At 45.3% G+C, this 13,565-nt stretch carries 11 protein-coding genes; 8 read left to right on the forward strand and 3 right to left on the reverse strand.

Annotated elements, in window-relative coordinates; all coding sequences use genetic code 11:
• The first annotated feature begins 220 nt into the window (after positions 1 to 220).
• Positions 221 to 1,876: a mechanosensitive ion channel family protein gene (locus tag AC5O63_RS17210; RefSeq protein WP_494505713.1), complete on the forward strand. Its 1,656-nt coding sequence runs from the start codon at positions 221 to 223 to the stop codon at positions 1,874 to 1,876.
• A 115-nt stretch (positions 1,877 to 1,991) separates the two neighbouring features.
• Complete coding sequence (locus AC5O63_RS17215) at positions 1,992 to 2,978, forward strand: nuclease-related domain-containing protein (RefSeq protein ID WP_494505714.1); 987 nt, start codon at positions 1,992 to 1,994, stop codon at positions 2,976 to 2,978.
• Here the strand turns inward: AC5O63_RS17215 and AC5O63_RS17220 are convergent.
• On the reverse strand, positions 2,958 to 4,649 hold the full coding sequence (locus AC5O63_RS17220) for a class I SAM-dependent methyltransferase (protein ID WP_494505715.1): 1,692 nt from the start codon (positions 4,647 to 4,649) through the stop codon (positions 2,958 to 2,960). The genes AC5O63_RS17215 and AC5O63_RS17220 overlap by 21 nt on opposite strands.
• A gap of 168 nt (positions 4,650 to 4,817) precedes the next feature.
• Here AC5O63_RS17220 and AC5O63_RS17225 point away from each other — a divergent pair, with 168 nt between their 5' ends.
• Positions 4,818 to 5,588, forward strand: a complete 771-nt coding sequence (locus AC5O63_RS17225) for a 1-acylglycerol-3-phosphate O-acyltransferase (RefSeq protein WP_239826372.1) — start codon at positions 4,818 to 4,820, stop codon at positions 5,586 to 5,588.
• Positions 5,589 to 5,724: 136 nt separating this feature from the next.
• On the forward strand, positions 5,725 to 7,056 hold the full coding sequence (locus tag AC5O63_RS17230) for an MBL fold metallo-hydrolase RNA specificity domain-containing protein (RefSeq protein ID WP_494505716.1): 1,332 nt from the start codon (positions 5,725 to 5,727) through the stop codon (positions 7,054 to 7,056).
• Between the two features lie 59 nt (positions 7,057 to 7,115).
• Here AC5O63_RS17230 and AC5O63_RS17235 read toward each other — a convergent pair whose 3' ends face one another.
• The gene (locus AC5O63_RS17235) at positions 7,116 to 7,976 is read right to left on the reverse strand and encodes an MBL fold metallo-hydrolase (protein WP_004744414.1); all 861 of its coding nucleotides are present in this window, start codon (positions 7,974 to 7,976) and stop codon (positions 7,116 to 7,118) included.
• Positions 7,977 to 8,085: 109 nt separating this feature from the next.
• On the opposite strand from AC5O63_RS17235, the gene AC5O63_RS17240 reads away from it, so the two are divergent.
• Positions 8,086 to 8,979, forward strand: a complete 894-nt coding sequence (locus AC5O63_RS17240; protein WP_494505717.1) for a LysR family transcriptional regulator — start codon at positions 8,086 to 8,088, stop codon at positions 8,977 to 8,979.
• A gap of 122 nt (positions 8,980 to 9,101) precedes the next feature.
• Positions 9,102 to 10,379 (forward strand): hemolysin family protein, encoded by a 1,278-nt coding sequence (locus AC5O63_RS17245; protein WP_494505718.1) that lies wholly within the window; start codon positions 9,102 to 9,104, stop codon positions 10,377 to 10,379.
• A 267-nt stretch (positions 10,380 to 10,646) separates the two neighbouring features.
• On the opposite strand, the gene AC5O63_RS17250 is transcribed toward AC5O63_RS17245, so the two are convergent.
• Complete coding sequence (locus AC5O63_RS17250) at positions 10,647 to 11,915, reverse strand: O-acetylhomoserine aminocarboxypropyltransferase/cysteine synthase family protein (RefSeq protein WP_494505719.1); 1,269 nt, start codon at positions 11,913 to 11,915, stop codon at positions 10,647 to 10,649.
• 232 nt (positions 11,916 to 12,147) lie between these two features.
• Here AC5O63_RS17250 and AC5O63_RS17255 point away from each other — a divergent pair, with 232 nt between their 5' ends.
• Positions 12,148 to 12,873 (forward strand): DUF3581 domain-containing protein, encoded by a 726-nt coding sequence (locus AC5O63_RS17255; protein WP_494505720.1) that lies wholly within the window; start codon positions 12,148 to 12,150, stop codon positions 12,871 to 12,873.
• 148 nt (positions 12,874 to 13,021) lie between these two features.
• The gene (locus AC5O63_RS17260) at positions 13,022 to 13,561 is read left to right on the forward strand and encodes a hypothetical protein (protein WP_494505721.1); all 540 of its coding nucleotides are present in this window, start codon (positions 13,022 to 13,024) and stop codon (positions 13,559 to 13,561) included.
• Positions 13,562 to 13,565: the final 4 nt, after the last annotated feature.

Genomic DNA, 13,565 nt, shown 5'->3' on the forward strand with positions numbered 1-13,565 from the left:
GCTTAGACACCTCTTAAACAACCAGCTAACCTTAATCCAAGAACTCAAAATCTAAGGGCCAGTTGCACGCCACATAACTAAACGAAAGTACCAATCAAACCTGACTTGATGAACAGCACACAATCCAGTGAAAAAAGGCTGAGAGCAAAAAGCATAGGTATGCAATCAAAAGGATATGAATTAGCTTATAAATGTCAGGGAAAGACTAGGTTTATCAAACATGTTTAAAGCAGCTATTAATGTATTTATTTCAACCTTGTTATTGGTGATCACTACAGGGGGTTACGCACAAGATCGGTTCCCCCTCGCTCCACCAGACACCACTAGCCCCAAAGCCACATTTGATAGTTTTCATCAGCTCGTCGACGCGGCAAACAACCAACTCGCGCAGTTACCAAACTTACCAAGCGAGCAGCAAGAAGGCGCTCGGCAGTCTGTCTACGCGTTGTTCAACAAAGCAGTGCAATGCTTTGATTTTTCGCAGCAACCTAAATCTGAGTACCCACGTATCTCTCTAGAATCCGTCATGCTGATGAAAGAGATCCTCGATCGAATTCCAGCGTTTGATCTTAACTCTATTCCCGCTACAAATAGCATTGAGCGATGGACGATCCCCAATACACAACTGTCGATTGAAAAGCAGCCAAACGGACAATTCCTTTTTTCTGCTCAAACTGTCGAAGCACTGCATTCCAACTATCAATTAGTCAAGCATCTACCCAACCGTGATGGCACAGTAAAAGATTTCTACCGCTACTTCTCGCTGTCTGCTGGTAAGCTCGTGCCTCCAACTTGGTTTACTTGGGTTGAAAGTTTACCGCCGTTTTTCATGCTAGAAGTTGCCGATCAAGCGGTATGGCAATGGATAGGTTTAGCGGTGTTATCTGCCGGATTGGCACTTTATGCCTTGCTCGTTTATCGCGCCAACAAACTAGTGCTATTGCGCCCGCTACTTATGGCGGCAGGTATTGGTTCATTTATCTATTTGAGCAACCACCAGCTCAATCTGACAGGTAAGTTAATGTCTGTTATGTCGATCTCTGGTGAGCTCATTGTTTGGTTATTGGTCGCACAGGCCGCCTACTTGCTGGGCTATAAAACGTGCAGTGCCATGGCAAAAACTCGCAACGCCTCCAACCTGCGCCAGAGCATTACTCAAATTATCGGCACACTGGTTGGTTCAGCATTAGCTGTCAGCATTTTCGGCTATGGATTGCACCGAATCGGCGTACCTGTGTATGGCATCGTTACTGGACTAAGTTTAGGCGGGATGGCGATTGCACTTGCCATTCGACCAACGATGGAAAACCTGATTGGTGGTGTGATTCTATTCTTAGACAAGTCACTCTCGGTCGGTGATTACTGCCAGATGGGAAAAGTCTCGGGTGTTGTTGAGCGTATTGGCGTGCGTTCAACCCGAATCCGCGCCAAAGACCGTACGCAAATCACCATCGCCAATGGCGCATTAGTTAAAATGGAGATCGTTAACTACAGTCGCCGTGATCGATACCCGTTTAAAGCTGACATCGCACTGCGATTTGGCACCCCAACCACCGTAGTTACAAAGATCACGCACGAAATTGAAGCGATGCTTGTCGCTCATCCAGACACGCTAGAATCGCCCGTACGCGTCCATTTCTCGACATTCGATAACTATCGCATCAACTTAGAGATTCTTGCTCACCTAGATACCACCAACCGAGAACGTTTCTTGGAACTACAACAAGAACTGCTGTTTAGCATCGAGCGCATCATCAAACAAAACAACGCCGAGTTTGCCATCCCAATTCAAGCCACGATTTTGCAGATGGAGAAAAAAAGAGGCTCTCATTCTAAAACACAGTTGGATAGCAATAGGATGACTGTGGAGAACTAAAATATCAGCCTTAAATAAGTTAGTGATTTACATCTCTTTCCTAAAGAGCGAGTCATAAGAACACTTTATAAGCAAAATACACATCTGGTAGCATAAAAAGAAAAGGCCAGTTGGTATGATAGTTAAAACCCGAGATGGAAAACCCGCGAACAACAAGAGACAAAAAAGCGGAGAAAAGGTAGAAAAAGATGTTTCTTTCTACCTATCCAGAGAGTTTGCAGATAAGGAAGACATTTTTGTCTTCAATGATTTAAGAGTTGAGCACGATGAGCAGTTTGCCCAAATTGATCACCTAATCCTTTATAAAAAAGGCTTTATTCTAATTGAGTCAAAGTCGATCAAAGGCAAGGTAAGAGTAAACAAGCAACTAGAGTGGCAAAGAACATTTAACGGCCACTGGCAAGGTATGGCATCTCCTATTGCTCAAGCACATCTACAGAAAAAGCTTTTAAAGCAGTTACTTAATGAAAATGCAGATATCATGCTCGGCAAGCTCGCTTTGATAGGACTACAAGCGTATTTTGGCGGAAGATGTTGGGATCTCGTTTGTGCCTCTTCAAATGAGACTTTGATTGAAAGAGATTCAATGCCTAAATCCATTTCTAATCAGATAGTTAAAGCGGAACAAATAGCGAACAAAGTTAGTTCTCTGATTTCTTCAAGCAGCACTATATTTAATACTAACCCTAATTTTTCACCCGAAGAAATGATGAAAGTACGCAATTTCTTGCTTGGTCAACATAAGCCATTAGGAACAGCGCAAAACCACACATCGCCTAGTTGCCCAGAAGAGTCTTTAAACCAAAACCTTGAAACCAAGTCAGATCTTCAACCGCAAATAACCTCTTCTAACAAACAAAACTCATGGTTTAAGTGCCGAGCTTGCGGCAGTTACAATACAACAGAAAAATCGGGACGATTTGGTTACTATGTCCATTGTGAGAACTGCCAAACAAATACATCAATGAAGCAAGTGTGCCTCTCGTGTGGGGGAAAAGCTGTAGGTGTCTCGAAAAACAAATGTGTCTATACGCTAACCTGCGAATGTGGTCATAAGACTCAATACACATCGCCAAAGGCATCACCACTCACTAACCAATAATCGACTCTTAACCCCTCTTACTTGAAGGCCAAGAGCTTCAAAGACTTGCTCAAAGTCGCGGCATTGGTTTGGGACATTTGGTAAGGCAAGCGTGGCTTCCGAGAAAAAGCATTGTTGTAACTGCTCGTTCTCGCCCCAAGCTAATTGCCACCACTCTAAAATCCTTTGGCGAGATGAGCAAAGACGGTAATAAGTAGGAATACGATCTTTTTTATCAAGATTCTCTTTTGCCGTGGTTGGCAGTAAATTCCACTTATCGTTATTCGGCCAATGAGCAAAAGGTAAGCAGTGATCAATGTGGTAGTCATTTTTGAGGGACTTACCACTCCAAACACTTTTCATCACTAAACTGTCTCTACGTAATGCCTCAATCCTAGTTCGAACATCACGCGTATTGTGTTTGTGGTCTATCCAGACAAGGCAGTCATGGTAAGTTTGCAAAGAAATATTGCGCTGCTTATTCCTCTCAAAGCGCTGCATTTCTAAGATCCATTGATTTACAACTAGTGGCTCTATCCAAGAGTGGTACAAACGGAAACAGTCCCACAGACTCTCGTCCAAAACAAACTCACCGTAACTTTCTAGGAAATCCAAATCAATAATATACGAGCTAGTTTTCTTATACTTTCTACGGTGCATATGAAAATAGGGATTTGAAATATCACTTTGGTAAGTGTATTTGACCGGACCACTCTTCAATGTAGCTAAAGTGTCGCGAATGGCCTTGTCTAAAGCTTTTGCCTCTTCACCCGTAAAGAGTGAACCAACAGCGAGATCTTCAGCAGCTAAGTGAGTTAGCTTTCCCCACCCTTCGGGCTTTACAAAACCAAGTCCAGCCGAAGAATTGGCACTTTGCTGAATATCTTCAATGTCTATCAGGCGCTTAAACTGACGGTTCCAGTAAAGAGCAACCAAACCTAATGGGATAGCGACCTTGCCGTCACTTCGATCTATAACCGCCCCGGAGTGTGCGTCAGCGATACGTAACAAAGTACGTAGTAACGCCAATTTATACGTAGCTGCTTTGGTGTCATTCACGATGATATGGCGGACTTTATTTAAGTCACCAGAACCATCATCAGGTAATGTCATGACAACAGTTTGCCATGAAACATCAGAGCGATTGAGTTGATCCGATTGGTCAGTAACGTCGCGCACCAATAGAGCACTGTCTTTAGAGAGTTGTTCCAACTCCTCAACCGAGACGTCATAGCTCACCCGACCATCATCAAATTCACCGTGACGGAGAGAAATGATCAACTTTCCATTGGGTGCGAGAAGGTTGGCGAGCTTTCTGAATGCGCGCTTTCTGTGTGTCGGAGCAAGATGCATCCAAACAGCGCTGACCAGAATCACATCAAACCGAATACCTAAGTTGGTTGTGCGAGACAAAGCGGGTAACGAATCATCAAGCCAAACAACAGATTCCCCTGTGTGTTCATTGCCTAGATTGCGTAAAGCCTGACAAGGTTCGATGGCATACACTTCACAACCAGACTCCGCCATCCACTTCGCATCACGCCCACACCCTGCACCGACATCAAGGACTTTATCCCCCGAAATAGGCCAATAGAGACGCCAAGCGCTATTCACTGATTCCGCTTGGAGAGCGTTATATTGAGCGCACAGTTGTTCTGCATTTTTCTCGTAAAAAGAAGAACTTGAAGACATAGTTTTGCTACCGAAGTGGAACTTACTGCATAGTAATTGGCTTTATAATTGATTACCACCCAAGTGCCAGCAAAACTTGTTGCAATTTGGTTAAATAGAATTAAAACTCTAACTGTATCAACCAGATTGACCACTCATACGTGGGTTGGATAACGGAAGGAGCGCGTTTTGTTAAGTATTCTTCGCCTTGTATTGGCTGCTATTTTTATCGTGTTTATGACCCTCTTCGCTATGGTTTATTGCCTGTTTAGCCCCAGAAATCCGCGGCATGTGTATTTCTTTTGTCGTTGGTTTAACCAACTGCATAAACTGGTAGGTTTAAAACTAATTCAGCGCGGGTTAGAACGAGCGCCTACGCCGAAAAACAGTGTTTATATTTCTAACCACCAAAGCGTATATGACTTTGTTACTTCACCGGGAATGCTAAGACCACGTACCGTTTCATTAGGTAAGAAAGAACTGATTTGGGTACCTTTTTTTGGTCAACTGTATTGGATCACTGGCAATATTTTGATTAACCGCCAAGATAAGTCCAAAGCTCGCGATACGATTAAGCAAGTGGCGGAAGCCATCCACCAGCGCGATCTGTCCGTTTGGGCCTACCCGGAAGGTACCCGCAGCAAAGGGAGAGGATTGCTACCATTCAAAACCGGAGCCTTTCGTATGGCAATTGAAGCCGGTGTGCCCATCACACCTATGGTAGTGAGCACTACGCACAACAAGATTGACCTTAACCGTCGTAACAATGGTGTGGTGATCACTGAAATGCTTGAGCCAATTGATACCACTCAATACAACCTGAGTGATGCCCGCGCTCTTGCTGAGCATTGTCACCAGTTAATGGAAGCTAAAATCGCAGAACTGGATAAAGAAGTGGCAGCGATCGAAGCGCAACAAAACTGTGGCGTAAGTACGCAGGATAATACGATCAAAGAGTAACTCAGTCGCAGATAAACCACTGAGTACTCTATAACTTACTGCCAAAAGTGTTCAATCCTCGCAAATTTGGCTGGGCTAGTTGTCGTAAAATAGCTTTGTCGGCACAGTCAGCTTGAAACGGTTGCGAGGATTTAACATGAAGATCATTCACCATGGCGGCAAACAAACGATTACTGGCTCTTGCCATGAGCTAAGATCAGAGGCTCAAGCCATTCTTATCGACTGCGGACTGTTTCAAGGCGCTGATGCTCGGCCATTGGATATTGAATTTGAAACCTCTCACTTGACCGCGATTGTCATTACCCACGCCCATATTGACCACATAGGTCGACTGCCGTGGTTACTCGCAACTGGCTATAACCAACCTATTTACTGCACGACCGCAACAGCCGAATTGATCCCATTAATGCTCGAAGATAGCCTAAAGCTGCAACTCGGTTTAGACCGCAAACAAACCGAGCGCGTGTTAAACAAGATACGTCGACTGATTGAGCCATTGGACTACAATTGTTGGCATTGTCTAGACGAGAGTAACCCCCTTAGTTCGATGACGATACGTTTTCAACCTGCGGGGCATATACTCGGTTCCGCCTATGTGGAAGTGCGCTTGGCGAATCAAGAAGTGGTGGTCTTTTCTGGCGATCTCGGTCCAAATAACACCCCACTCCTACCTGACCCTAAACCTCCACAGCGTGCCGATTACCTACTGATTGAAACAACCTATGGTGACAAGCAGCATGAAGATATCGCAACACGCGGTGAGCGGTTAAAAGCCATCATAGATCGCTCTCTTGAAGATGGAGGAGCAATCTTAATTCCTGCGTTTAGTGTTGGACGTACTCAGGAATTGTTGTTCGATATTGAGCAGCTCATCCACCACCATCAAATTGATGTTTCTATCCCTATTATTCTCGATTCTCCCATGGCCCAGCGTGTCACTCGTTCCTATCGCCATTTCAAACAGTTATGGGGCAAGGAAGCGAAACAGCGGCTAGAGAGGCATCGCCACCCACTCGCATTTGAGCAATGTATTACGGTCGAAGATCATCGCACTCATCAGCGCTTGGTTAATCGCCTCCAATCCACCCAAGAGCCTGCGATAGTCGTCGCCGCCTCTGGAATGTGCCAAGGTGGTCGTATCATGGACTACCTGAAAGCGCTACTGCCTTTGGAAACAACCGATGTTCTTCTAGCAGGGTACCAAGCGCAAGGGACTTTGGGCCGAGAAATTCAAGCAGGCGCGATGGATGTGGAAATTGACGGCGAAGAGGTCGAAGTCAAAGCGAAAGTTCATACAATGTCAGGCTACTCTGCCCATGCAGATAAACACGATCTATTGCGCTTTATCCGTGGCATTGCTGAAAAACCAAAGCAAATTCACTTGATTCATGGCGAGCCCGATACTCAAGCGCAATTTGCATCTGAACTTAAAACACTCGGGTTCGAAGTGAAAAGCGACTCCGACTAACCAAAGCGAACAGCCTTACGCTGTTCGCTATATAGCCATTAATATCGGCTAAAAGGCTATTACCAGCTCGCCTCTTTCATGTGGACCTGAGCACCAAGTTCTAGACTAAAATCTGAACCGAGTTTTGGGTAGTGGTTAGTCATCATCTTGATCAGTTGAGCACTGTTTTTACTCTGTTTTTTCGCTTCAACAAAACGCTCTATCCATGTATGAGTATAAGCAATGGTGCTGGCATCCAATCGACCTGATTTTTGCATATGTCCAGGTACAACAAACTCTGGGTTTAGCGCCTGCATCTCTTCCAACTGTGCCAACCATGTTTTAACTTCTCGGTCGGTTTGAGTATCAGCCATCCACACATGCATACCTTGAACAATACCAACGTTACCCAATACGGCTTTTTCACTCGGCACCCACAAATATGGTCGATGCGCTAGCACTCCCTCTGTACCACGTATTTCGATCTTTTCACCATCAATCGTTAACTCGTTACCTTTCACCACCTCTGGCAGAACGGGATCTTTCGGCGCATTTAAGCCCATTTTCGGCCCCCAGAAGCTGACTTTTTTCTCAAGCTTTTTCGCAATCGCCTCCCTTACCGCGGCCGTAGTGACCACATGCGCATCAGGGAAGATGGTGAGCAATTCAGAGGCGCCAAAGTAATAATCTGGATCGGCCTGACTGATGAAGATGGTTTTCAGCGGTTTACCTGCATCCAATACTTTAGCTGCAATACGGAGTGCGTCCGCGCGGGTGAAGCCAGTATCAATAAGTAAGGATTCTGTTTCTCCAACAACCAGAGTCGAAGTGACGTTGAAGCTGTGCTCATCGGCGTTGTAAACCTCAAAGTTCAAATCGGTTGCCGCCATCGCAGCTGAAGAAGTGGTAAGTAATAAAGCGAGTGTTGTTAAGGCTTTCATGCTGTCTCCTAGTGGATTGCTTGTTTTGTTGCTTAGCATGTTAGCCTCTGGTTTTATTTCTAAATAGAGCCTATTCTTTTCATCATTATTTCGTAAAACGATCATATCAATGGACAAGTTAACCGCAGCAAAGGTGCTACTGGATGTGGCCCAAACAGAGAGCTTTACCGCCACTGCCGACCGTTTAGATATTTCTCGTCCTATGGTTACTCGCCATGTTGAAGCGGTAGAAAACTGGCTCGGTGCTCGGTTGTTGCAACGCACCACCCGCAAAGTCTCCCTGACCAATACTGGTGAACAAATGCTGCCAGACTTACAGCGCTGGGTAGAACAAGCGCAGCAAATTGAAGAAAGCTTAATGCCCACCCAGGCAATACAAGGCTTTGTGCGTGTGTCAGTCAGCATGTCCTTTGGATTTTCAGAACTGATGCCCGCTTTGACGGTTTTTCGCCAACAATATCCGGGAATAAAGCTCGATATTGATGCTCAAGACAGAGCCGTAGATATGGTCAGCGAAAGAATCGATCTTGCTATTCGCACCACTAATGATCCAAATCCTGCCTTAATAGGACGCCCGTTTGCGGTATGCCACTCTAAGTTGGTGGCATCTAAAGCGTACTTAGATGCGCGATCCGCTATTACCCATCCAACAGATTTAGAGCAGCATGCTTGTCTTGGCTACAAAAACTTTGGTCGACATATCTGGCAATTGACGAAAGATGAGCAAAAACATCAAATCGAGGTGAATTGTGATATCACCGCTAACGAAGCCACCGTGTTACTCCATGGCTCACTCTCTGGCCTAGGGATATCCATGCAGCCTACCTACCTAGCCGATAGCAAAATAGCCAGTGGCGAGCTGGAATGGATACTGCCAGACTGGCAACTGAATACACTACAAATGTATCTGCTCTACCCTTCTCGTAAGCACTTATCTCATCCTGTTAGAGCCCTGATAGATTTCCTTGTCAATCATTTTGAGCAACAGCAGAATGCCCGCTAAAAGTCACTCTACTAGGGATCAAATATTTTAATCCATACCATAAAAACTATTCGCCAATATGCTGATATCTTTTAACCTTAACTGAGGCTATTCTGAACAAGTGTTTATCACTGGAACTCTCAATGGACATATTCATACTGGTGGGGCTTATCACCCTTAATGGCTTATTTGCCATGTCAGAACTGGCGCTTGTTGCCGCTAAATCGAGTCGTTTAAAAAGCCTAGCTCAGACTCAACCTTCCGCACAGCTCGCTCTTGAGCTAAAGAACAACCCAACCCGCTTTTTATCAACCATTCAAATTGGTATCACGGCTATTGGTATTTTGAGTGGTATTTTTGGTGAAGCGACCCTTTCAGCACCTTTTTCTTTGTGGCTCACGCAGCAAGGGCTTGATGCTGAATTGGCTTCTATCGTCGCAACCGCCAGTGTCGTGGTATTAATCACTTATTTTGCGATTGTGGTCGGTGAGTTGGTGCCAAAACGTTTTGCTCAGCGAAATGCAGAGAAGATTGCGGTTATTGTCGCCTACCCGATCCATTGGCTAGCCATTATCACCACACCTTTTGTGGTTCTGCTGAGTACCTCTACCGATGCGTTACTCAAGCTATTTCGTCAAAACGGCGGCGATAATGACCAAGTCACCGAAGAAGATATTTTTGCTGTGGTCAATGAAGGCTCCGAGTCCGGTGCAATTGAGCCACAAGAACAAGAGATGATCCGTAATATTCTGCACTTGAATGACCGACTAGTGACTTCTTTGATGACGCCGCGTTGCGATATGGATTATCTCGATATCGAGCAGCCCATTGAGTCTTGTTTAAAGCAGATTCGTCAGACTCAGCACTCGGTTTGGCCGGTTTGTCATGGCGGCTTAGACAATATAATCGGGACGATTTCCTCTAAGGTTCTGCTCGACCAATATGAGTCGCTTTCGATTGAAAAGATCGCTCGCTTAGTTAGAAAGCCGCGATACTTCCCCGAGTCAATGAAAGGCTTGCCTTTGCTCAATCAAATGCAGCAAAACAACTGTGAGATGGCGTTTATCGTCGATGAATATGGAGACATTCAAGGACTAGTCACCCACTACGACATTCTTGAGTCAGTCGCAGGAGAACTCGGGTTAGCGCCCCAACACACATGGGCAAGGCAACATCAAGATGGTAGCTGGTGGATGGATGCACTGATCCCACTCAATGAGCTAAAACGACGTTTAGACATCAGCACATTCGAAGGGGAAGAGTGCGAAGGATTCCAAACCCTGAATGGCTTTCTGACCTGGTTAATCGGCCGAGTCCCTGAAGTGGGCGAAGTGATTGAGTATCAAGAATGGCAGTTTGAGGTTTTGAAGGTACAAAACAACCGGATATTGCAGGTTAGGGTGGTTAGGATAACTGGATAACTGGATAACTGGATAACTGGATAACTAAAGTTGCTCCACAGTGGTTGTGAAGCCAACTTTAGTTTCAAAAATTTACCTTGTCATCCTCAAGAGTGAGGCACGAACGAGTTGGGGACCTCTTGAAACGAGTAGAAGACCTTATGAGATTCCCTACTCGCTCCTTCGTCACTCTATGGAATGACAATGTATTCCTTCAAGGCGAAAACCTATCTAGTTTTCCAGAAGCGGAGCGTTCCATAGGACGCAGTCCGTTCCCGCCTCTCGCATTTAAGCGTTAAGCGCCTGCTCCAAATCAGCAAGAATATCGTCGATATGCTCAATACCTACAGATAGGCGGATCATCTCTGGTGAGACGCCAGCTTGTTTCTGCTCGGCTTCACTTAACTGACGATGCGTGGTTGAGGCCGGGTGGCAAGCGAGCGACTTAGCATCGCCAATGTTGACCAAACGCTTAAAGATCTGCAGTGCATCATAGAAACGCACACCGGCATCGTAACCATCTTTAAGACCAAAAGATAAAATCGCTGAAGGTTTACCTTTCATGTATTTTTCTGCAAGTGGGAAAAACTCTGAACTAGGCAGACCTGCGTAGCTCACCCAGCTCACTTTCTCGTGCTGCTGTAAGTACTCGGCCACTTTCATTGCGTTCTCAGTGTGGCGCTCCATGCGCAGAGATAATGTTTCTAGCCCTTGCATTAGCATGAAAGCATTCATCGGTGACAAGGCAGCCCCTGTATTACGCAATGGCACGGTGCGCGCACGACCAATAAAGGCCGCTTCACCAAAAGCTTCTGAGTAAACAACACCATGATATGAAGGCTCAGGCTGATTAAATACAGGGAAGCGATCTTTGTGCTGTGCCCATGGGAACTTACCGGAGTCGATAATGATTCCACCAAGCGTCGTACCATGACCACCAACATACTTAGTCAGTGAGTGTACGACAATATCAGCACCAAACTCGATTGGCTTACAAAGCGCTGGCGTAGCAACGGTATTATCGACAATGACTGGTACACCCTGAGAATGAGCAAGCTCTGCTACTCGCTCTAAATCAATGATGTTACCTGCTGGGTTACCGATACTTTCACAATACACAGCCTTGGTGTTTTCATCGATCAGCTCGGCAAGGCTCTCTGGCTTATCATCTTTGGCAAATTTAACATTGATGCCCTGACTTGGCAGCATGTGAGCGAACAGCGTATAAGTGCCACCGTAAAGCTGAGGTGTCGAAACAATATTGTCACCTGCTTGAGCCAAAGTCAGGATTGCGTAGTTAATTGCCGCGCTACCCGCACTCACAACAAGACCAGCGATCCCGCCTTCTAAAGCTGCCATGCGTTTTTCCAACACATCATTGGTTGGGTTCATTATGCGCGTATAAATATTGCCCGGGACTTCTAGGTTAAATAGATCGGCGCCATGCTGAGCATTATCAAACTCATAAGCGACCGTTTGATAGATAGGTGTGGCAACAGATTTTGTTGTTGGGTCAGTTTCGTAACCAAAATGGATTGAGAGCGTTTCGTCTTTCATTTGCCTTCCTTGCGTGAGTAACGTGAATTATGTGTATTGTCATATCAGCAATCATCACTAACTTGTTCATTAATTACGCAAATATGTGGATTCATTCACATTCATAGGCACATTATTTTCAATGTCACTTTCGCTACAAAGGTTAAGCTTTGGTCAATATCATCTGGATAGACCATTTAATTGCATAGCTTCATGTATACTGCGCGGCAGTTATAGCCACATGAATAAAAGTATGTTTCTGACACCGTATTTTTCACAAGATAACAATCAGTTCCAGTTCACTCGCCAACAAGCAAGCCACTTTGCTAAGAAGGTCGCGGGTGACTTTAACCCTATCCATGATGAAGACAACAAACGCTTCTGCGTACCTGGCGATCTGCTATTTGCGGTATTGCTAAGCAAAGAAGGCATTAGCCAAAAAATGCGCTTTGACTTCTCTGGCATGGTTAACGATGGAATTTCGCTATCAATTGAGAATAAGTGTGAGAAAGAAAGCGCGTTGGTCGATGAGAACGCGAAAGAATACCTGCACATGTCGCGCGAAGGTGAAGTTAGCCGTAATGCTGCATTTATCGAACATGTTGTTACTAGCTATGTTCAGTTCTCTGGCATGAACTTCCCTCACATCATGGTCCCGCTCATGGAAGAAGCGCAAATGATGATTAACTGCCAACGTCCACTCGTGATTTACGAAAGCATGGAAGTGGAGTTTGATCGTCTTGATCTGACTCACCCTGAAGTTGAGTTTGCGGGCGCGACCTTTGACGTAGATGGCAAGCGTGGTGTTGTCACACTAAACTTTAGCTTTAAAGAAGATAGCGAAGTGGTTGGCAAAGGCATTAAGCGCATGGTGGCAAGCGGCTTGAAACCTTATGACCAAGATGCGGTTGACGATCTTGTCGAGCGTTTTAACGCGCGCAAAGAGTGCTTCTTAGCCGAGTTTGCAAACGCTGCTTAATCAGCAAAAATTTCTGCATAAAGGGTTACCCTCGGGTAACCCTTTTTGTTTTCCGCGACACTAAGTTCAAACAATTTAGCTAACTCGCTAGCCTCGCTCTCCTATCTTGGTTAGCCTCTGCTTTTCGCTTATTTACCCATAAACCAAGATGACTTTACACGCCCAATATTCCGCTTCCATTCTCGATTTTGTCCAATCTAAAAACTCTGATATCTGCGCGCAGCTTTCACACTCCACTTCAGACTGGCAGACAAAAATTAACCTACTTAAACAGCAATTCAATCAACTGCCCCATTTGGCGGGTGATATTGTTTTGGGTTTGTCGCAAGCAGATTCTAATTTGGGTATCGAGGTAGTTATTCTTTATCGCGGCTTGGTGTTCCCAGTCGCCATTGACCTTGTTCACCAAGGCTATACTGAAGAGTCAAAAGCCAATATCCACCAGCAAGCTAGGCGGCTGAAAGAGTGCCATCTTGAAAGTATGTCGAAGTTCATTGTCCCTGTGCAGATAGCGACAAACGCTACTCCTCTAGGCGGCGCGATTACCGTCTCTGAAGATTTAGTTGCTGACACCATGTGCGACACAGGCGAGCACCTTGCCGCTTTAATTGAGCACTTTTCTAACCAGTACAAAGACGACCAAATAATCCTCTCTGACTGGCTAGATAGTGACTACAAAGCAAAGTAGTTGG

It is taken from the genome of Vibrio sp. SCP2 (assembly GCF_059295395.1).

What these genes read in the sequence shown, in the direction of transcription:
- AC5O63_RS17210 (WP_494505713.1), top strand. Translation starts at nt 221, where the DNA reads ATGTTTAAAGCAGCTATTAATGTATTTATTTCAACCTTGTTATTGGTG.
- AC5O63_RS17215 (WP_494505714.1), top strand. Translation starts at nt 1,992, where the DNA reads ATGATAGTTAAAACCCGAGATGGAAAACCCGCGAACAACAAGAGACAA.
- AC5O63_RS17220 (WP_494505715.1), bottom strand. Translation starts at nt 4,649, where the DNA reads ATGTCTTCAAGTTCTTCTTTTTACGAGAAAAATGCAGAACAACTGTGC.
- AC5O63_RS17230 (WP_494505716.1), top strand. Translation starts at nt 5,725, where the DNA reads ATGAAGATCATTCACCATGGCGGCAAACAAACGATTACTGGCTCTTGC.
- AC5O63_RS17235 (WP_004744414.1), bottom strand. Translation starts at nt 7,976, where the DNA reads ATGAAAGCCTTAACAACACTCGCTTTATTACTTACCACTTCTTCAGCT.
- AC5O63_RS17240 (WP_494505717.1), top strand. Translation starts at nt 8,086, where the DNA reads ATGGACAAGTTAACCGCAGCAAAGGTGCTACTGGATGTGGCCCAAACA.
- AC5O63_RS17245 (WP_494505718.1), top strand. Translation starts at nt 9,102, where the DNA reads ATGGACATATTCATACTGGTGGGGCTTATCACCCTTAATGGCTTATTT.
- AC5O63_RS17250 (WP_494505719.1), bottom strand. Translation starts at nt 11,915, where the DNA reads ATGAAAGACGAAACGCTCTCAATCCATTTTGGTTACGAAACTGACCCA.
- AC5O63_RS17255 (WP_494505720.1), top strand. Translation starts at nt 12,148, where the DNA reads ATGTTTCTGACACCGTATTTTTCACAAGATAACAATCAGTTCCAGTTC.
- AC5O63_RS17260 (WP_494505721.1), top strand. Translation starts at nt 13,022, where the DNA reads ATGACTTTACACGCCCAATATTCCGCTTCCATTCTCGATTTTGTCCAA.